At 72.5% G+C, this 19,082-nt stretch carries 19 protein-coding genes and 1 pseudogene; 17 read left to right on the top strand and 3 right to left on the bottom strand.

All coding sequences use genetic code 11. From position 1 onward, the window contains the following. The first annotated feature begins 6 nt into the window (after positions 1–6). The 3 genes from CLV70_RS24775 to CLV70_RS24765 all read left to right on the top strand — a co-directional run bounded on the left by CLV70_RS24775 (position 7) and on the right by CLV70_RS24765 (position 3,265). Positions 7–1,242 (top strand): MFS transporter, encoded by a 1,236-nt coding sequence (locus CLV70_RS24775; protein ID WP_106128980.1) that lies wholly within the window; start codon positions 7–9, stop codon positions 1,240–1,242. After that, positions 1,239–2,495: an FAD-dependent oxidoreductase gene (locus tag CLV70_RS24770; RefSeq protein WP_106128979.1), complete on the top strand. Its 1,257-nt coding sequence runs from the start codon at positions 1,239–1,241 to the stop codon at positions 2,493–2,495. Before CLV70_RS24775 ends, CLV70_RS24770 begins: the two co-directional genes overlap by 4 nt. A gap of 110 nt (positions 2,496–2,605) precedes the next feature. After that, positions 2,606–3,265 (top strand): permease prefix domain 1-containing protein, encoded by a 660-nt coding sequence (locus CLV70_RS24765; protein WP_146164146.1) that lies wholly within the window; start codon positions 2,606–2,608, stop codon positions 3,263–3,265. A 144-nt stretch (positions 3,266–3,409) separates the two neighbouring features. On the opposite strand, the gene CLV70_RS24760 is transcribed toward CLV70_RS24765, so the two are convergent. The 3 genes from CLV70_RS24760 to CLV70_RS24750 are packed head-to-tail and all read right to left on the bottom strand — an operon-like array spanning position 3,410 to position 5,796. Then, the gene (locus tag CLV70_RS24760) at positions 3,410–3,757 is read right to left on the bottom strand and encodes a PadR family transcriptional regulator (RefSeq protein ID WP_106129061.1); all 348 of its coding nucleotides are present in this window, start codon (positions 3,755–3,757) and stop codon (positions 3,410–3,412) included. A gap of 54 nt (positions 3,758–3,811) precedes the next feature. Next, a complete protein-coding gene (locus CLV70_RS24755; RefSeq protein ID WP_146164145.1) occupies positions 3,812–4,318 on the bottom strand; it encodes a flavin reductase family protein in 507 nt (168 codons plus the stop codon). 5 nt (positions 4,319–4,323) lie between these two features. Beyond that, a complete protein-coding gene (locus CLV70_RS24750; protein WP_106128976.1) occupies positions 4,324–5,796 on the bottom strand; it encodes a cation:proton antiporter in 1,473 nt (490 codons plus the stop codon). Between the two features lie 291 nt (positions 5,797–6,087). Between CLV70_RS24750 and CLV70_RS24745 the strand changes: the two genes are divergently transcribed. From CLV70_RS24745 to CLV70_RS24685, 14 genes and pseudogenes are all read left to right on the top strand, one after another. Then, on the top strand, positions 6,088–7,260 hold the full coding sequence (locus tag CLV70_RS24745; protein WP_106128975.1) for a glycosyltransferase: 1,173 nt from the start codon (positions 6,088–6,090) through the stop codon (positions 7,258–7,260). 155 nt (positions 7,261–7,415) lie between these two features. Then, positions 7,416–8,405, top strand: a complete 990-nt coding sequence (locus tag CLV70_RS24740) for a sensor histidine kinase (RefSeq protein ID WP_106128974.1) — start codon at positions 7,416–7,418, stop codon at positions 8,403–8,405. Beyond that, positions 8,387–9,085, top strand: a complete 699-nt coding sequence (locus CLV70_RS24735) for a response regulator (protein ID WP_106128973.1) — start codon at positions 8,387–8,389, stop codon at positions 9,083–9,085. The genes CLV70_RS24740 and CLV70_RS24735 overlap by 19 nt, the downstream gene beginning before the upstream one ends. Before the next feature lie 118 nt (positions 9,086–9,203). After that, entirely contained in the window at positions 9,204–9,551 is a 348-nt protein-coding gene (locus CLV70_RS24730; RefSeq protein ID WP_106128972.1) for a TcmI family type II polyketide cyclase, read from the top strand. Continuing rightward, a complete protein-coding gene (locus CLV70_RS24725) occupies positions 9,548–11,299 on the top strand; it encodes an acetyl-CoA carboxylase carboxyltransferase subunit alpha (RefSeq protein ID WP_245908435.1) in 1,752 nt (583 codons plus the stop codon). Before CLV70_RS24730 ends, CLV70_RS24725 begins: the two co-directional genes overlap by 4 nt. Then, on the top strand, positions 11,292–11,810 hold the full coding sequence (accB, locus tag CLV70_RS24720; protein WP_106128971.1) for an acetyl-CoA carboxylase biotin carboxyl carrier protein: 519 nt from the start codon (positions 11,292–11,294) through the stop codon (positions 11,808–11,810). The genes CLV70_RS24725 and accB overlap by 8 nt, the downstream gene beginning before the upstream one ends. A gap of 7 nt (positions 11,811–11,817) precedes the next feature. Then, positions 11,818–13,185: an acetyl-CoA carboxylase biotin carboxylase subunit gene (locus CLV70_RS24715; RefSeq protein WP_106128970.1), complete on the top strand. Its 1,368-nt coding sequence runs from the start codon at positions 11,818–11,820 to the stop codon at positions 13,183–13,185. After that, complete coding sequence (locus CLV70_RS24710) at positions 13,182–13,691, top strand: universal stress protein (RefSeq protein ID WP_106128969.1); 510 nt, start codon at positions 13,182–13,184, stop codon at positions 13,689–13,691. Before CLV70_RS24715 ends, CLV70_RS24710 begins: the two co-directional genes overlap by 4 nt. Positions 13,692–13,783: 92 nt before the next feature. After that, positions 13,784–15,445: an NAD(P)/FAD-dependent oxidoreductase gene (locus CLV70_RS24705; RefSeq protein ID WP_211303867.1), complete on the top strand. Its 1,662-nt coding sequence runs from the start codon at positions 13,784–13,786 to the stop codon at positions 15,443–15,445. A 17-nt stretch (positions 15,446–15,462) separates the two neighbouring features. After that, positions 15,463–15,708, top strand: coding sequence for an acyl carrier protein (locus CLV70_RS24700; protein WP_146164144.1), 246 nt, complete (start codon positions 15,463–15,465; stop codon positions 15,706–15,708). Between the two features lie 5 nt (positions 15,709–15,713). Then, positions 15,714–16,055: pseudogene (locus CLV70_RS40480) on the top strand (SRPBCC family protein); the annotation flags it as partial. A gap of 69 nt (positions 16,056–16,124) precedes the next feature. After that, positions 16,125–16,568 carry a cupin domain-containing protein gene (locus CLV70_RS40475; RefSeq protein ID WP_211303873.1) on the top strand — a complete coding sequence of 148 codons (444 nt, stop codon included), beginning with the start codon at positions 16,125–16,127 and terminating at the stop codon, positions 16,566–16,568. Between the two features lie 2 nt (positions 16,569–16,570). Further along, positions 16,571–17,839: a beta-ketoacyl-[acyl-carrier-protein] synthase family protein gene (locus CLV70_RS24690; RefSeq protein WP_106128966.1), complete on the top strand. Its 1,269-nt coding sequence runs from the start codon at positions 16,571–16,573 to the stop codon at positions 17,837–17,839. After that, on the top strand, positions 17,836–19,065 hold the full coding sequence (locus tag CLV70_RS24685) for a beta-ketoacyl synthase N-terminal-like domain-containing protein (protein ID WP_106128965.1): 1,230 nt from the start codon (positions 17,836–17,838) through the stop codon (positions 19,063–19,065). Before CLV70_RS24690 ends, CLV70_RS24685 begins: the two co-directional genes overlap by 4 nt. Positions 19,066–19,082: the final 17 nt, after the last annotated feature.

The raw sequence follows: 19,082 nt of genomic DNA, 5'->3' as shown, positions 1-19,082 counted from the left end.
GCGTTCGTGTCCGTACTCCAGAACCGTAACTACCGGATGTGGCTGATCGGCCTGTCGGGTGCCAACGTCGGCACCTGGATGCAGCGGATCGCGCAGGACTGGCTGGTCCTCGAGCTGACCGATCGCTCCGGCACCGCCCTCGGCCTGGTGACCGCCCTGCAGTTCCTGCCGATCCTGCTGGTCGGCACGACCGGCGGCGGCGTCATCGCCGACCGCTACGACCGGCGCCACACCCTGCTGTGGACGCAGGTCGTGGTCGGCCTCTGCGCCGCCGCCCTGGCCGTCCTCGTGCTGACCCACACCATCGCGCTCTGGCACGTCATGGTCGTCGCGGTGGTGCTGGGCCTGGCCAGCGCGGTGTTCCAGCCGACCGTCCAGGCCTTCGTCCTCGAGTTGGTCGAGCGGGACCAGCTCACCACGGTGGTCGGGATCAGCGGCGGGTCGTTCCACGTGGCGCGGCTCGTCGGACCGGCCGTCGCCGGCGCCCTGATCGCCGCGTCGGGCACCGGCCCGGTGTTCGTCATCGCGGCGGTCACCGTGGCCGGGCCCATCGTGGCCCTGCTGCGGATGGACGTGAACCGGCTGCACCTCACCCCGCGTACGGGCGGCGGCCGGGGCATGTTCCGCGAGGGCCTGCGATACGTGCGCGGCGACCGGGACATCCTGCTGCTGCTCGCCGTCACCGGGTTCGTCGGCACGTTCGCGGCCAACTCGGCGGTGACCAACGCGCTGATGGCGACCACCGTCTTCGACCGGGGCGCCCGCGAGTTCGGCCTGCTCGGCTCCGTGCTGGCGATCGGCTCGCTGGGCGGCGCCGCGCTCGCCGCCCGCCGCAAGCGGGTCAGCACCCGCTTCGTGGTCTGGGTGGCGATCGGCTTCTGCGTCTGCAACATGCTGTCCGGGCTGATGCCCACGTACGCGGGCTTCGCGGTCAGCCTGGTCGCGGTCGGGCTGTCCCAGCTGACGTTCATCACCGCGGCGAACTCGGCGCTCCAGCTGCGGGCCGACGACCGGCTGCGCGGCCGGGTGATGGCCCTGTTCACGGTGCTGATGACCGGCACCACGCCGATCGGCGCGCCCCTGCTGGGCTGGCTCGCCGAGCGGGCCGACGCGCGGGTGGCCCTGGAGCTCATGAGCGCCGCCGGCCTCGTGGGCGTCCTGGTCAGCGTCGCGATCCACTACCGGCGCAGCCCCGCGGCGGTGCCGGCCGAGACGGAGAGAGACCTGGTGGGCGAACGATGAGCGACGTCACGCGGACCACGTGCGTCATCGCGGGCGGGGGCCCGGCCGGCGCGATGCTGGGCTGGCTGCTGGCCCGCGCGGGCATCCCGGTGCTGGTGCTGGAGAAGCACCCCGACTTCCTCCGGGACTTCCGGGGCGACACGATCCACTCGTCGACCATCCAGATCATGGACGACCTCGGCGTGGTGGACGACTTCCTCGCGCGCCCGCACCAGCGCCAGACCGGGAACCGGGCGATCACCGACGACGGTGAGATGCTGCTCGCCGACTACGGCGTACTGAAGATCAAGTATCCGTTCATCGCCTACATGCCGCAGTGGGACTTCCTCGACTACGTGGTGGGCCAGGCGTCGCGCTACGACACCTTCACCATCCGGATGAACGCCACGGTGACCGGGCTGATCGAGGAGGACGGCCGGGTCGCCGGGCTGCGCTACCGGCACGAGGGTGCCGAGCACGAGGTGCGTGCGCTGCTCACGGTCGCCGCGGACGGACGGCATTCCCGGGTACGCGAGGCAGCGGGGCTCTCCGTACGCACCCTCGGGGCACCGATGGACCTGCTGTGGTTCCGGATCTCGCGGGAGGCGGACGACCCGGCGTACTCGTTCGCCCGGCTCACCCGGGGCCAGATGCTCGCGATGATCGCCCGCGACACCTACTGGCAGGCCGCGTACGTGGTGCCGAAGGACGCGAACGGCCGGCCGGAGTCGGACATCGGACAGCTCCGCGACCGGCTCGAGGACCTGCTGCCGTGGCTGCACGGGCGCACCGCCGAGCTGCGCGGCCCGGAGGACGTGCACCGGCTCGACGTCCAGCTCAATCGCGCGGTGCGCTGGCACCGGCCCGGCCTGCTCGCGATCGGCGACGCCGCCCACGCCATGTCGGTGGTCGGCGGGGTGGGCATCAACCTGGCCGTGCAGGACGCGGTGGCGACCGCGAACCTGCTCGCCGCCAAGCTCGCCCGGGGCCGGCTGCGGGACCGCGATCTCGCCGCTGTGCAGCGCCGACGCATGCCGGCCACGGTCCTGACCCAGCGGTTGCAGGCCACGATCCAGAACCGGTTCCTGGTGCCGCTGCTGGCCGGCCGCACCGGGGGACAGCCGCCGAGGATCCTGCGCAAGCTGTTCAAGCTCGGCCCGTTCGAGCGGGCGAAGGCGCGCCTCATCGCGGTCGGCTTCCGCCCCGAACGGGCGGACCGGCTGCCCGTGGGCGCCGCCCCGGCCGCCGATCCGGGGCGCGCGATCCGCGGCTGATCGCCGCCGCCGGCCGGCCCCGCCGCCGTCGTGCCGCCGTCGACATCGGGCGTACGGATGCGTTAGGTTCGTCCCACCACACGTATTCGTGCGGCGAGAGGTGCATGGGGATGAAGGCCTCCGGTCGACCTGCCGAGGAGTTCCTGGCGGAATTCTCGGCACACCTTGACGGCCGCGGGGCCTGGCGGCGCCGGGTCGAGGCCGAGATGCGGGACGGGCTGTCCTGCGCCATCTCCGACGTCCAGACGGAAGACCTCGACGCCGACGAGGCGGAGCGGCGCGTGCTGCGCGACTGGGGTTCGCCGCGGGAGCTGGCCGAGCAGTTCAACGGCATCGGCTCGGTGGCGAACGCGGGCCGCCTCGCCGGACGCATCCTGATCGCCACGCCCGTCCTGGCGGTCGCCTGGGCCCTGGTCGTCCTGCTCAGCCGGGATCCGTGGCCGACCGAGCCGACCTTCATCTTCATCGCCACCCGGCTGCTCGGCGCCTCGGTGACCATCGCCGTGGTGTGCTCGGCCGCCATCCTGATCGACCGCCGGCGTGCCGTCCTGCGGGGTCGCGCGCCGTCGTGGGCAGCGGTCTGGGCCTGCGCCGGCACGGCCGCCGCCAACCTGGTGCTGATCGCGATGCTGATCTACCGCGCCGGCTCGGGGCCGTCCGCGATCTCCTGGGCCCTGGCGGCGCTGCCGGGCCTGCTCACGCCGACGTTGCTGGGCCTGACGTTGCGTGACGTGCGCCGCATCCGCGCGGCCCGTGTTCCCCGTCAGTAGGGGGAGCGCTGAGCCGCGCGACCGGCGTTCTCCGTCAGTAGCGGCGGCGCCGCATCCGCGCGGCCCGCGTTCGCCGTTCGGTGAGGGTGTGCAGAGCCGCGCGGTCCCCGTGGGCCGCGCGGCGTCCAGGTGCCGGCAGGAAGGTCAGACCGTGCGGCTGCGGGTCGCGGCCGGGCCGACGTTCATCACCGTGCTGACCGCCTTGGCCATCGTCTGCCAGGACCGCCGGTGCTCCTCCAGCGTGCGCACGCCGTCGTCGGTGAGCTGGTAGACCCGGCGGCGCCGGCCGCCGACCTGGGACCAGCCGCTGGCGACCAGGCCCATCGCCTCCAGCCGGTGCAGGGCGGGGTAGACCGTTCCCGATGGCAGATCGATCTGGCCGCCGCTGCGCTCGCGCAGCACCTCGAGCACCGCGTAACCGTGCAACGGCTCCTCGCGCAGCACGGCGAGCAGCAGTCCTTCCAGGTGACCCTTCAATGCCTCTGCCCGCATGACCTGCATGTTATGTGACCCGCATATGTAGTGTCGACAGGCATCGCGGAACGGTCACACATTTCCTTGCAGGCGCCGGTAGGAGCCGCCGAAGAAGACCAGCGGGTCCGCCTCGGTGACCGGATGCACCTCGACGACCCGGCCCAGCACGATGTCGTGGTCGCCGGCCGCGATGACCTGCTCGGTGATGCATTCGAGCGCGGCGAGCGCGTCGATGAGGACCGGGGAGCCGGTGGTGCCGGGGCGCCACCGCACCGCGCCGAAGCGGTCGAGGCCCGGGCGGGCGAACTGGCCCGAGAGCCGTTCCTGGCCGGCCGCGAGCAGGTTCACGGCGTACGCGGTGGAGGCGGACAGCACTCTGCGTAGTTGCGAACGGTGACCGACACAGAACAGTACGAGCGGTGGATCGAGCGAGACGGAACAGAACGAGTTCACCGTCATGCCCACGGCGTGCCGGGCGTCGCGGGTGGTCACCACGGCCACCCCGGTGGCGAAGCGGCCCAGCGCGGAACGCAGGTCACGGGTGTCGAGGCCGGAGGGCAGCAGGTGGGTGTCGGTCATGGCGGTCACCTTTCCGAGGTGGCGACGGTCCGGGCCGGGACCGGCTCCGGTACGGCGGGTACGGGCCCGGCGGCGCCGCCGGAGCGGCCGGGCCGGGAGCCGAAGGGGCCGGCGAGGGCGAGCAGCGGCACGGTCACGGCGGTGGTGACCAGGGCGGTCAGGACGAGCACGGTGAACATCCGCTCGTCGATGACGCCGCGTTGCAGGCCCACGTCGGCGATCACGATGCCGGTCAGGCCCCGGCAGTTCATCAGCACGCCGACCCGGTAGGCGTCCCGCCGCCCGAGGCCGGTGGCGCGGGCGGCGATCCCGGCGCCCAGCAGCTTCGTCAGCATCGCCGTGACGACGAGGGCCAGCGGCGCCACCCAGGCGGCCGCGGTGCTGCCCACGCCGCCGATCGACACGTGCATGCCGGCCGCCGCGAAGAACAGCGGCAGCAGGGCGGCCATCGTGAAGGAGCGGATCCGGGTGGCCAGCGTCTCGGACGTCCGGGTGTGCCGCGGCATGATGACGCCGAACAGGAACGCGCCGAGGATGGCGTGGATGCCGATGGCCTGGGTGGCGGTCGCCGCCGCCAGCGCGCCGACCAGCACCAGCGGCAGCAGGGCGAACTCGGCGTTCTCCCGCCGTTCGAGGGTGTGCACCAGGCGGTGCAGGCCGGGGCGGGCGGCGCCGAGCATCAGCACCACGAAGGCGGCGGTCAGGGCCAGGACGACCCCGCCGGGCAGGGCGGTCGTCAGGCCGGCGAGGGCGAGCGTGACCGCGAGCATGGCCCAGGCGGCGACGTCCTCCACGGCGGCGCTGGCGACGATGAGCGCGCCGATCGGGGTGCGCAGCCGGCCCCGTTCCTCCAGGATGCGGGCCAGGACGGGCAGGGCGGTGACCGCGAGCGCCAGCCCGACGAACGGGCCGAACGCCCGGAAGCTGACGCCGGTGCCGGCGAAGCCGGGGAAGAACCACAGGGCGAGCGCCAGGCCGGCGACGAAGGGTGCGGCCAGGCTGGCGAAACTCACGGCGGTGATCGTGTGGCCGCGGGGCCGCAGGGTGCTCAGGTCCAGTTCCCAGCCGACCAGGAACATGAACACGACGAGGCCGAGCTGCGCGGCGAGGTCGATGCCGCCGAGCACCGCCGCGGGAAACAGCCCGTGCCAGACGCCGGGCAGGAGCGCGCCGAAGATCGTCGGGCCGAGGGCGATCCCGGCCGCCATCTCGCCGACGACCGCGGGCTGGCCCAGGCGCCGCAGCAGGGCGCCGAGCCCGTGCGACAGCGCCAGCACCAGGACGAGGGCCAGCAGGAAGCGGGCGGTGGTGTCGAGAACGGCGGGCGACGGCGCGGCCCCGACGGCGGGGGCCGGATCGTCCGTGCCCAGGGTCAGCAACGCCGCCACGCCGAGGGCGAGCGCCATCGCGGCCGACGCGATGACCAGATAGGACAGGCCGGTCCGGCGCGTCCTCGGTCTCGGGGCTGGTTCGTCCACCGGTCGCCTCCGTCGTGGGTGTACGGTCGCGGCGGATGCCGCACCGTGCCGAAGGTACGGCCGCAACCTCGAACCGTCCTCCACCGTGATGGGGACAGCCACCCGCCGCCCGCGCGTACCGGTGGGTCCGCCCGCGGTGGGATCCGCGCCGCGCCGCCCGCAGGTCAGCCGCCTCGCCGGGACGGAGGTACTCCTACAGGCGGGGGAGACTTCTCCTCCTACCGACGGTTGTCAGCACCGGCGTCGCTTCCTACGGTCACTAGCGTCATCGATCGATCACGGAAGGCCACCATGCGGATCCTCTTCACCTGCATCCCGGGCCGCGCCCACGTCAACGCCATGCGGCCGCTGGTCGTGGCCGCCCGTCAGGCCGGGCACCAGGTCCACGTCGTCACCGCGGCCTCGTCCGCGGACCTCTTCGCCGGCCTCGACGTGCCGGTGCTGGCCGGCGGCTTCGACTGGTCGCAGTCCGACCCCGCCTCGCTGCCCGAGTTCCACGAGGCGCAGGGGCCGCCGATCAAGGCGTTCACCGTGGTCGCTGGCCGCGGCATGGTCGACGACCTGCTCCGGCACGCCGAGACGGTCAAGCCCGACCTGATCGTCTGGGACGCCATGGAGTTCGGCGGCTGGATCGCCGCGGAGGTGCTCGGCATCCCGTCCGCCAGCGTCGCGTCGGCCATGGGCACGCCCCGGCCGATCATCGCCGCGCTCACCGGCCCGGAGCTCAGCGACCTCGCCGTCCGGTACGGCCTCGCCCCGGACCCCGAGCTCAGGCGCATGTTCGGCCACCTCTACGTGCACCGCAAGCCGCGGATCCTCGACCTGCCGTACGGCGAGCGCCTGACCGAGGAGTTCCGCTACCGCCCGGCGATGTTCGACCGGCCGCCGGTGCCGGCGCCGGACTGGCTCGCCGGCCTCGGGGACCGTCCGGTCGTACATCTGTCACTGGGCACCACCTTCTCCGACTCGGCGCCGGCCCGGCAGGTCCAGCGCACGGTCATGGAGGCGCTCGCGGGCGAACCGGTCAGCGTGGTGATCTCGACGGGCGGGGCGGATCCGGCGTCCTACCGCGACGTCCCGGACAATGTCCATCTTGTGCCCTATGTGGACCACGAGGCGCTGCTGCCGCACTGTGCCGCGTTCCTGTGTCACGGATCGTTCAGCTCCGTGCTGGTGGCGATCGCGCACGGCGTACCGATGGTCTACCTGCCTCTTTCCGCCGATCAGCCGGTCGTGAGCATGCACCTGGCCAACCTCGGCCTCGGGGTGAACCTGGCGAATGCGCGGCAGGGTCCGGTACCCACCCTGGATCCGGCGGCCCTGACCGCGGAGAGTGTGCGCGCGGCGGTGCGCACCGTTTCGGGCGACTCCATCTATTTGGACAGGCTTGACTTGATCCGTGGTGACTTCCGCCGTCTACCGCCGGTGGCGGCGGTCGTGAACCGTTTCGAAAACTGTCGGTAATCAAATAGGTCACTCTGCGTCGGACCGGTCTTGCCATGTGTAGCCACGCCGAGTAACCTTTCCGCGTGGTAGTTCTGATATGTATTCGCGTTCTTGGATGAAAAAGTGCGGAGTACGTAGTGACTCTCGGGGGACCGCTTTCTTTCCAGTACGTTATGGAGCTCTATTCGCTCGAGGTGCCCGCCCCGGACCGGGAGGCGCTGGTGAGCGTCCTTCTCTGGTTCGTGGTGCTGGCCGGCATGGTGCTGCTCTTCCGCAGCGGGCGCCGGCCCGGGCACTTCCTGTTGCAGGTCTGCGCGTTGCTGACCCAGCACGCGGCGATGCTCGCCCTGCTCTGGAGCGTGCATTCCTTTCGCGTCATGGCGATCACCCAGACCGTCGTCCTGCTCTGTGACGCGCTCGCGATCCTGTGCGCGCGGCACGGACGGCACGAGGAACGGCCGCCGCGCCGCCCCTCGGGCGACGCCGACGACGGCCTCACCGAGCAGCGGCACCAGCTGGCCCGCGATCTGCACGACACCATCGGCAACAACCTGACGATCATCTCCCTGTACGCCCGGATGGGCCGCCGGATGCCCGCCGAGCACCAGCTCGCCCGGATCGACGAGACGGCCCAGCAGACCATGGACCACGTCGGGCGGATCCTGCACGACCTGCGCAACGGCAAGCGCGCCGAGGGCCGCGGCCCGACCGACGTGGGCGAGGCCGTCCGCCGGGTGGTGGCGGAGGTCCGCGACGTCGTCCCGGGCGTGCGGATCTGCCTGACCGGCGACGTGCGGCCGGTCGAGGCCCGGACGATGACGGTCGCCTGCCGGGTGATCCGGGAGGCGCTGGTCAACGCCGCCAAGCACGGCGTGCTGCACGACGCGGTCGTCCACATCGCGGTGGACGATCAGCTGACGGTGCAGGTGATCACCCGGGCCCGCCGCGGCCTGCGGCGCCCGGTGGCGGCCGGGATGAGCCTCGGCTTCGGCCTGCGGGGCCTGGCCGAGGAGGTGGAATCGGTCGAGGGCGAGTTCCGCAGCGGCCCGGGCGACAACGGCCGGTACGAGGTGGCCGTCCGCATACCGCTGCGGACCTACCCGGCGCCCACCACCCTCTCCGAGCGACGGGACGGTCTTCAGCCATGCGACGTATCACGGTAGCCCTGGTCGACGACCAGCCGATCGTCCGCAGCGGGCTGCGGGTCACCCTCGCCCAGGATCCCCAGATCGAGATCGTCGGGGAGGCGCAGCACGGCGTCGAGGGCGTGCAGATGGCCCGGCTGCTGCGTCCCGACGTGGTGCTGATGGACATCGACATGCCGCGGATGGGCGGCGTCGAGGCGACCCGGCAGATCTGCAACGAGCTGCAGAACCCGCGGCCCCGGGTGCTCATCCTGACGGTCTACCAGCAGGACGAGTACCTCTTCGAGGCGCTGCGGGCCGGTGCCAGCGGCTTCCTGCTCAAGACGGCGCCCACCGAGAAGGTGGTCGAGGCGATCCGGGCGGTGGCCGAGGGGTCCGCCATGCTCGCGCCCGAGGCCACCGCGAAGCTCATCACCGAATTCGCCAGCCGGCCCGCCGCCTCCGGGATCAACGCGCCGGAGCTCGTCACGTTCACGGACCGTGAGCTCGACGTCTTCAAGCTGCTGGTGTGCGGCTACCGCAACGACGAGATCGCCCGCCGGCTCGTGGTGGGCGACAGCACGGTGAAGTCGCACATCCAGCACATCTATCTCAAGCTCGGCGTGCGCGACCGGGTGCAGGTGGTCATCTACGCGTACGAGCACGGTCTGATCCAGGCGGGGGTGGGGCTCGTCTCCGCCGACAGGTGGAAGCGCTAGACCCGCGAACGAGAATGCGGCTCCCCATCCGGGTGGGTGTGACGCCGATGCGGCATTCGTAATCTGAATCGGTTCCCGTCGTCGTTGGACGACTGTCGGATACCGTGGAGGAAAGCGAATGAGTGATCGGTCTCTCATCGTCGCCCGATTGAATCCGGGTGGTTCTCCGGAAATAGCGAAATTGTTCGCGGAATCTGATTCCGGAGAACTGCCGAATCTGCTCGGCGTGCGGCGGCGGCATCTTTTCGCCTACCGGGATCTCTATTTCCACTACGTCGAGTTCGAGGGCGAGCGGCACGAGGCCCTGCGGGCCGCCGCGGGACGGCAGGACTTCCGGGAGCTGAGCGTCGCCCTGGACGACCACGTCACCCCGTACGACCCGGCCACCTGGCGCAGCCCGGCGGACGCCATGGCGACGGAGTTCTACCGGTGGACGCCGGCGACCGGGCCGGAGGTCGTCCAGTGAGCATCTCGCCGCCGGCGGCCGCTCCGGTCCGCCTCGCCGCACCCCCGGCCCCCGCGCCCGCCCCGGCCGCGCCCGCCCCGGCCCCCCTCGCCGCCGAGGAGCGCGGCTGGCGTCACTGCGCGGGCTGCGGCGCCACCGTCTACCGGCCCCGGCTGGCCCGCAAGCTCGGGGTTTGCCCCGAATGCGGCCACCACCACCGGCTGCGCCCCGCCGAGCGGATCGCCCAGCTGATCGACGAGGGCACGTACGAGCCGGCGCCGCCGGTAACCGTCGAGCGCGACGTCCTCGGGTTCGTCGACCGCCGCCCGTACACCGAGCGGCTCGACGCCGCGGCCGTGCTCGGCTCCGAGGCCGCGGTGCACGGCACCGGCCGGATCCTCGGCCACGAGGTCGTCGTCGTGGTGATGGACTTCGCGTTCCTCGGCGGCAGCATGGGCGCCGCCGTCGGCGAGGTCGTCACCACGGCCGCCGAGCAGGCGCTGAGCACCGGTCGCCCGCTGGTGGTCCTCACCGCCTCCGGCGGGGCGCGGATGCAGGAGGGCACCATCTCGCTGATGCAGATGGCCAAGACCGGCCACGCGTTCGCCCGGCTGCGGGAGGCGGGCGTGCTCAGCATCTGCGTGCTGACCGACCCGACCTTCGGCGGCGTCACCGCGTCGTTCGCCACGCTGGCGGACATCCTCGTCGCCGAGCCCGGCGCGCTCATCGGCTTCGCCGGTCCCCGGGTGGTCGAGCAGACGACCGGATCCCGGCTGCCCGACGGGTTCCAGCGCGCGGAGTACCTGCTCGAGCACGGCCTGCTCGACCGGGTGGAGCCCCGCGACCGGCTCCGGCCCCAGCTCGCCCGGCTCATCGCCCTGGCGCGGCCCGGCACCGCACCCGCGGGCGCGGCCGAGGTGCAGCTCCGCGACCCGCGGCGGTTGCCCGTGCGCCCGGCCTGGCAGACCCTCAAGCTCGCCCGCGACCAGCAGCGCCCGACCACCCTGGACTACGTGCTGCGGGTCTGCGACGAATTCGTGGAGCTGCACGGCGACCGCCTCCTCGCCGACGACCACGCCGTCGTGGGCGGGCTCGCCTCGATCGCGGGCATCCCGGTGATGCTCGTCGGGCACCAGAAGGGCCACGACACCCGCGAGATGGTGCACCGCAACTTCGGCATGCCGCACCCGGAGGGCTACCGCAAGGCGCTGCGCCTGATGCGCATGGCGGACCGGGCCGGACTGCCCATCGTCACGCTCGTCGACACCCAGGGCGCGTTCCCCGGGCAGGCCGCCGAGGAGCGCGGGCAGGCCTGGGCGATCTCGGAGTCGATCAGCACCATGTCGGAGCTGCGCTCGCCGGTCGTCGCCGTGATCACCGGCGAGGGCGGCAGCGGGGGAGCGCTGGCGCTCGCCGTGGCCAACCACGTGCTGGTCATGGAGAACGCGTGCTACTCGGTGATCAGTCCGGAGAGCTGCTCGACCATCCTCTTCGGCGACCGCGGCCGGGCCGACGAGGTGGCCGAGTCGCTGCGGATCACCGCGCCCGAGCTGCTGCGCCTCGGCGTCGTCGACGGCGTGGTCGCCGAGCCGGCCGGCGGCAGCCAGGCCGACTGGGACGCCGCCGCGGCCGAACTCCGCGGCTGCCTGCTGCAGAGCCTGTCCGAACTCGCCGGGATCGGCCCGGACGAGCTGCGGGCGCAGCGGCACGGACGGTTCCGCCGGATCGGCTCGGTGGCCGCGGCGACGACGGGGAGCGGCGATGAGTGACACCGGCCGGGCGGCGCTCGACGCCGCCACCACCGAGGAGCACCGCATCGCGCTGATCCGCAGGGAGGCGCTGGCCCTGATCTCGGCAGCCCCGGCGCGCTGCACCCGGGTGCGGCTGGAGGTCGGCGACTGCGTCGTGGAGATGAGCTGGGAGCAGCCGGCGGTCGCGCCCGCGGCGCCGGTGGCCCCGGCCGCGGCGGTGACCGTCACGGCGACGCCGGCGGCACCCGTCACCGTGGTCGCCGAGGCGGCCCCGGCCGACGACAGCCACAGCGTCACGTCGCCGATGGTGGGCACCTTCTACCGCGCCCCCGAGCCCGGCGCCCACCCGTTCGTCGAGGTCGGCGACCGGGTGGAGGTCGGTGACCCGGTGGGCATCGTCGAGGCGATGAAGCTGATGAACCAGATCGTCAGCGACGTCGCCGGGGTGGTCGTGGCCGTGGACGTCGCCGACGCCGACGGCGTCGAGTTCGGGCAGACCCTCGTCCGCGTCAAAGCCGACGGGAGCTGAGGCCGCCGTGTTCGACAAGGTGCTCATCGCCAACCGCGGCGAGATCGCGTTGCGGGTCGTGCGCGCCTGCCGGGAGCTCGGCATCCGCTCGGTGGTCGTCTACTCGACCGCGGACGCCGCGTCGGCGGCCGTCCGCGCCGCCGACGAGGCGGTCCACATCGGACCGCCGCCGGCGAAGGCCAGCTATCTGCACGTGCCGAACGTCATCGAGGCCGCGCTCAAGCACGGCGTCGACGCCATCCATCCCGGTTACGGCTTCCTCTCCGAGGACGTCGACTTCGCCGAGGTCTGCTCCGACAACGACCTCGTCTTCATCGGCCCCGACCCGGAGGTGATGCGGCTCGCGGGCGACAAGGTCGAGATGCGGGCCCGGATGATCACCGCGGGGCTGCCGGTGCTGCCGGGCTCGGTGGGCGCGGTGGCCACCGTCGGCGAGGCCGAGGAGATCGCCGCGGACATCGGCTACCCGGTGGTGGTCAAGGCCTCCGCCGGGGGCGGCGGCCGCGGCATCACCCGGGCCCGGGACCGGGCCGAGCTGCAACGGGCGTTCACCGAGAGCACCACGATCGCCCGCGCGCTGTTCGGCGCCGCCGAGGTGTACGTGGAGAGCTTCGTGGACCGCGCCCGGCACATCGAGGTGCAGATCATGGCCGACCGGCACGAGGTGGTGCACGTCGCGGAGCGGGACTGCTCGCTGCAGCGGCGCCGGCAGAAGCTGGTGGAGGAGACCCCGTCGGCCCTGCTGACCCCGGCCCAGCGCGAACAGGTCACCGAGTACGCCGTCCGCGGCGCCCGGTCCATCGGCTACCTCGGCGCGGGCACCATGGAGTTCCTCGTCCGCCCGGACGGCCGCGCGACGTTCATGGAGCTCAACGGCCGCATCCAGGTCGAGCACCCGGTGACCGAGATGGCCACCGGCATCGACCTGGTCCGCGAGCAGTTGCGCATCGCGTCCGGCGAGCGGCTCTCCTTCCGCCAGGACCAGGTCGTGCCCCGCGGCGCCGCGATCGAGTGCCGGATCAACGCCGAGGACCCGGCCGCCTGCTTCCGGCCCACGCCCGGCCTGATCACCTCGCTGCGCCCGGCCGGCGGTCCGTTCGTCCGGGTCGACAGCGGCGTCGAGCAGGGCGACACGATCGCGCCGTACTACGACTCGCTGCTGGCCAAGCTGATCGTCTGGGCGCCCGACCGCGACGCCGCCATCTCCCGGATGACCCGGGCCCTGGACGAGTTCGAGGTCGAGGGGCCGGGCGTACGGACGACGATCCCGCTGGCCCGGCGGCTCATCAACACCCCGGAGTTCCGGGCGGGCGAGCACACGACCGACTTCGTCGACGCTTTCCTCGCCCGCGCGGCGGAGGGCGGCACGCCATGACGGATCTGCTCAGCCCGCAGGTCACCGACGATCCCGCGCGGCTCGCCCGGATGATGGGGCCACGGCGGCGGCCGGTCGTGGCGGTGGTGTCCTTCACCGACGCCGACCTCTGCGCCGCGCGGCAGGCCGCCTGCCTCGCCCGTCAGCTCGACGTGCGGCTCACCGTCGCCGTGCTGCGGCCGACGACGGTGTGGCTCGGTGCCGCCGGCCCGCTGACGCTGCCGACCTTCGCCGACGACTACGACCTGCAGCTGACCACGGCCCTGGTACGCGCCCTGGACCCGATCGGCATCCCGTGGCGGCTCGTCGTCCTCGACAGCTTCGTCCACAGCACCCGGCTGATCCGGGAACTGGACGCCGGGATGGTCATCGTCGGCGCGCCGTACGGCTGGGGCAACCCGGTGGGCCGGATCCGGCAGCTGTGGCGTGCCAACCGGCTGTCGCGGCGCTCGAGCATCCCGGTCGGCGTGTGGTCCGCCCGCAGGGGGCTGTCCTCCCGGGGTTGAGGAGACCCCTCCGCTGCGCAGTGGACGACGCCGTCCCGCGCCCGTTCATAGCCTGACCCCACTCGCGATACCCGTCCATGGGAGGCAAGAGAATGGTTTCACCACAGGGATCTGCGACGGATCCGTACGACGTCGTCATCCTCGGCAGTGGCATCGCGGGGTCGACGCTGGGCGCGATCCTGGCCCGAAACGGCGCCTCGGTGCTGCTGATCGACGCGGCGACGCACCCGCGGTTCGTGGTCGGCGAGTCCACCACCCCGCACACCCTCGTGCTGTTCAAGCTGCTGGCCCGCCGGTACGGCGTACCCGAGCTGGAGTACCTCACCTCCTACGACTCGTGCCTGTCGGAGATCGGGCGCTCGTTCGGCATCAAGAAGCACTTCGGCTTCATGCTCCACCGCGAGGGCGAGGAACCGGACCCGCGGGAGGTGAACCAGTTCAACGCGCCGGCCAAGCTCAACCAGTCGAGCCACCTGTTCCGGCAGGACAGCGACGCGTACCTGTTCCACGCCGCGATCCGCTACGGGTGCGTGGCCAGGCAGCAGTACCGCGTCACCGACGTCGAGCTGGGCGAGGACCTGGTCTGCGTCGTCGGCCCGGACGGCGGCCGGCACCACGGCCGCTACCTGGTCGACGCCAGCGGCTTCCGGTCCGTGCTCGCCACCAAGCTGGGCCTGCGCGAGGAGCCGTCGCGGCTCAAGCACCACTCCCGGTCGCTGTTCACCCACATGGTGAACGTGAAGACGACCGACGAGGTGCTGGCGATGCCGTCGTCGGAGCTGCCGCCCGTGCCGTGGTTCCAGGGCACCATGCACCACATGTTCCCGCGGGGCTGGTTCTGGTCCATCCCGTTCAACAACGAGGCCCAGTCGCGCAACCCCCTGGTGAGCGTCGGGCTCACCCTCGACGAGCGGCTCTACCCCGTACGCGAGGACCTGACGCCCGCCGAGGAGTTCGAGTTCTACGCGGCCAAGTACCCGGTCGTGCAGCGCGTCTTCGCCGACGCCCGGCCGGTGCGCGAGTGGGTCCGCACCGGCCGCTTGCAGTACTCGTCCCGGCAGACCGTCGGCCACCGCTGGTGCCTGATGTCGCACGCCGCGGGCTTCATCGACCCGCTGTTCTCGCGCGGCATCTCCAACACCGCCGAGGTCGTCAACGCGCTCGCGTCGCGGCTGCTCGGCGCCCTGGCCGACGGGGACTTCTCGGACGAGCGGTTCCGCTTCGTCGAGCGGCTCGAGCAGGGCCTCATCGACTTCAACGACGCCATGGTCAACGCGTCGTTCATCGCGTTCGAGCACTACGAGCTCTGGAACGCGGTGTTCCGGGTGTGGGCGTACGGCGGCGTGCCGGGCAACCTGCGCCTGGAGCGGCTCATCGACAAGTACGAGGCGAGCGGGGACGACGCCGTCTTCGCGGGCGTCGAGCACCCGGAGAACATCGGGCTGTGGTGGCCGGACTCCCCGGCGTACCGGGAGCTGTTCGACGAGATGGTGCGGCTCTGCGCCGCCGTCGAGGCCGGGCGGATCCCGGCCGGCGAGGCGGGCCGCACGCTGATGGACCGGATCGCCAAGGCCGACTTCGTCGCGCCCAGCCTGGGCTTCGCCGACCGCGACGCCCGCTTCATCACCCCGACCAGGGAGATGCTCAAGGAGCTCATGCGGTGGCTCGCCACCGAGGCTCCGGAGGACATGCGCTTCCTCGCCACCGGAAGCCGATTCGCCCCGCCCGCCGGCGTCCCCGCCGGCGCCAAGTGATCAGGAGCAACGCCGCCATGAGCAACGTACTCAGCGACCAGACCGTCATCGACCTGCTCATCGCGGTGGGGGCCAGCCCCGCCGTGACGACCGGCGACTTCGACTCCACCTTCGAGGACCTCGACCTCGACTCGCTGGCCCGCGCCGAGTTCGCGGCCCGCGTCAAGCAGCACAGCGGCGTCGAGGTCGAGGACGCCGTGCACGACGACAGCACCCCGAACTCGATCCGGCGGCTCGTCTTCGCGTCGCTCGCGGAGGTGTGACCGCGATGCCGGAGAGCACCGACAACGAGATCGTCATCGACGCGCCCATCGGCTTCGTCTGGCAGCTCACCAACGACGTCCGCCGCTGGCCGGAGCTGTTCACCGAGTACGCCTCCGCCGAGATCCTCGAGGAGTCGGGCAGCAGCGTCACCTTCCGGCTCAGCATGCACCCCGACGAGAACGGCACCGTGTGGTCGTGGGTGTCGCAGCGCACCACCGACCGCGCGACGTGGTCGGTCCGGGCGCACCGAGTGGAGACCGGCCCGTTCGACCACATGAACATCCAGTGGCAGTACGAGGAACTGGGCCCGGAGAGCACCCGGATGCGGTGGCGGCAGACGTTCGCCATGAAGCCCTCCGCGCCGATCGACGACGCGGGCATGCGGGACCGGCTGAACGCCAACACGGTCGTGCAGATGGCCGTCATCAAGGAGCGGGTCGAGCTCGCCCGGCGGCGGGTCATGGACTTCGCCGACGTGCCGGCCAACCGGCGCCGCGGCGGCGATCTGCGCACCCTGCTGTCGCCGGCTACCGTGGGCAGCACCTCCGGCTTCGCCGGCGCGGTCCGGCTCGCCCCGGGGGAGACGGTCTCCGAGCACTACCACCCGTACTCCGAGGAATTCCTCTACGTCGTCGAGGGTGAGCTGCGCATCGACCTCGACGGCGACCCGCGTACGGTGCGGGCGAACCAGACGCTGTTCGTGCCGAAGGGCGTACGGCACCGGATGGTCAACGCGGGCGGCGGCCCGGCGGTCGCCGTGTTCTTCCTCAGCCCGCTGGCGCCGTCGCCGGAGCTCGGGCACGTCGACACGGAAGAGGTCGCCGAGCCCTCGGCGGCGCTCTCCGAAGTCGGGGGCTGAGCATGGCGGAACGACGCGTCGTGGTCACCGGCATCGGCGTGGTGGCACCCGGCACGCCCGGGCGGGAGGCGTTCTGGGAGCGCATCCTCAGCGGCGTGCCGGCCACCCGCCGGGCGACCCTGTTCGACCCCACCGGGTTCCGCTCGCAGGTCGCGGCGGAGTGCGACTTCGACCCGGTCGCCGGCGGGCTCTCCGCGCAGGAGATCCGGCGCAACGACCGGTTCGCCCAGTTCGCGCTGGTGGCCGGCACCGAGGCGATCGCCGACTCCGGGCTCGACCCGCTCCGGTGGGACGGCGACCAGGTCGGGGTGAGCGTCGGCAGTGCCGTCGGCGCGACCACCCGGCTGGAGACCGAGTACGTCGCGGTCAGCGACCGCGGCCGCAACTGGGAGGTGGACGGCCGGTACGCGATGCCGTTCATGTACTCGGTCTTCGTGCCGTCCGCGCTGGTCACCGAGGTGTCGATGAAGTTCGGCGCGCACGGCCCGGCCACGATGATCTCCACCGGGTGCACGTCCGGCATCGACGCCATCGGGCACGCCGCGCAGCAGATCATCGACGGCGAGGCCGACGTGATGCTGGCCGGCGGCAGCGAGTCGCCGATCTCGCCGATCTCGTACGCCTGCTTCGACGCGATCCGCGCCACCAGCCCGCACAACGACGACCCGGTCCGCGCGTCCCGCCCGTTCGACAACACCCGCCAGGGCTTCGTCATGGGCGAGGGGTGCGCGATGCTCGTGCTCGAGGAGTACGAACGCGCCAAGGCCCGCCACGCGGCGATCTACTGCGAGGTGGCCGGCTACGCGAGCCGGGCCAACGCGTTCCACATGACCGGCCTGCACCCGGACGGGCTGGAGCTCGCCGAGGCGATCCGGCTGGCCATGAGCCAGGCCGGGGTGGCGCCGGAGCAGCTCGGCTACATCAGCGCGCACGGTTCGGGCACCAAGCAGAACGACCGGCACGAGACCGGGGCGTACAAGCGGATCCTCGGCGACGCCGCGTACCGCACCCCGATCAGCTCGATCAAGTCCATGCTGGGCCACTCGCTCGGCGCGATCGGCGCGCTGGAGATGGCGGCGTGCGCGCTCGCCATCGACCGGGGTTCCGTGCCGCCCACCGCCAACCTGTACGAGCCCGACCCGGAGTGCGACCTGGACTACGTGCCGGTGGAGGCGCGCGACGTCGCGGTGCCGCACGCCCTCTCGGTCGGCAGCGGGTTCGGCGGGTTCCAGTCCGCGATGGTGTTCTCGGAAGTGGGGAGGTCACGATGACGCCTCGGGCGGTCATCACCGGGCTCGGCGTCGTCGCGCCCACCGGCATCGGCGTGGCCGACCACTGGTCGGCCACGCTCGCCGGCAAGTGCTGCATCACGCCGTTCACCCGGTACCCGGACACCTCGCCGATCCAGCTCGCCGGGCAGGTCGAGGGTTTCGACGAGCGGGCGCACGTGAGCAACAAGCTGATCGTCCAGACCGACCGGTTCACCTGGTTCGCGCTGGCCGCGACGACGATGGCGTTCACCGACGCGGGGCTCGACCCGGCGTCGATGGACCCGTACGCCGTCTCGGTGGTCACCGCGGCGGCGTCCGGCGGCAACGAGTTCGGGCAGCGGGAGATCCAGTCGTTGTGGGCGCAGGGGTCGGAGACGGTCACCGCGTACCAGTCGATCGCCTGGTTCTACGCGGCCAGCTCGGGCCAGATCTCCATCCTGCACAAGCTGCGGGGGAGCTGCGGCGTGCTCGTCGCCGACACCGCGGGCGGCCTCGACGTCTTCGGCCAGGCACGCCGGGTGATCACCCGCGGCGGCCAGGCCGTCGTGGTCGGCGGCACCGAGGCGCCGCTGACGCCGTACGCCCTGGTCTGCCAGGCGGACCTGCAGGCGATGAGCACGGCGGGCGACGCCGGCGACGGCTACCGCCCGTTCGACGCGGCGGCCGGCGGCTACCTGCCCGGCGAGGGCGGCGCCATGGTGGTCGTCGAGAGCCTCGATTCCGCCCGGGACCGCGGCGCCGAGCCGTACGCGGAGGTCCTCGGTCACGCCGCCACCCACGACGCCCACCACCACACCGAGCCCGACCCCGGCGGGCGCCAGCTGGCCCGGGCGATGGCGACCGCCATCTCGCGGGCCGGGCTGGCCCCGCACGACATCGACGTCGTGTTCGCGGACGCGGCCGGGGCGCGCGGCGCCGACGGCATCGAGGTCGCGGCGCTGCGGCAGGTGTTCGGCGACGCGGCCGGCGGCATTCCGGTGACCGCCCCGAAGAGCATGGTGGGGCGGCTCTACTCGGGCGGCGGCCCGCTCGACGTCTCGTGGGCGGCCCTGGCGCTGCGCCACGGCGTCATCCCGCCCACCGTCAACCTCGACCCGGCCTCCGCCGGCTACGGCCTGACGTTCGTGACCGAGCCGGTACGCCCGGAGCGCCTGCGTCACGCCCTCGTCGTGGCCCGCGGGGTGGGCGGCTTCAACAGCGCGCTGGTGCTCGGCGCGGTCGGCTGAGCACACGGAAGAGGCCC

This window comes from Pseudosporangium ferrugineum, assembly GCF_003002065.1.
Classification (GTDB): domain Bacteria; phylum Actinomycetota; class Actinomycetes; order Mycobacteriales; family Micromonosporaceae; genus Actinoplanes; species Actinoplanes ferrugineus_A.
This window is presented reverse-complemented; position numbering and strand designations above follow the sequence as displayed.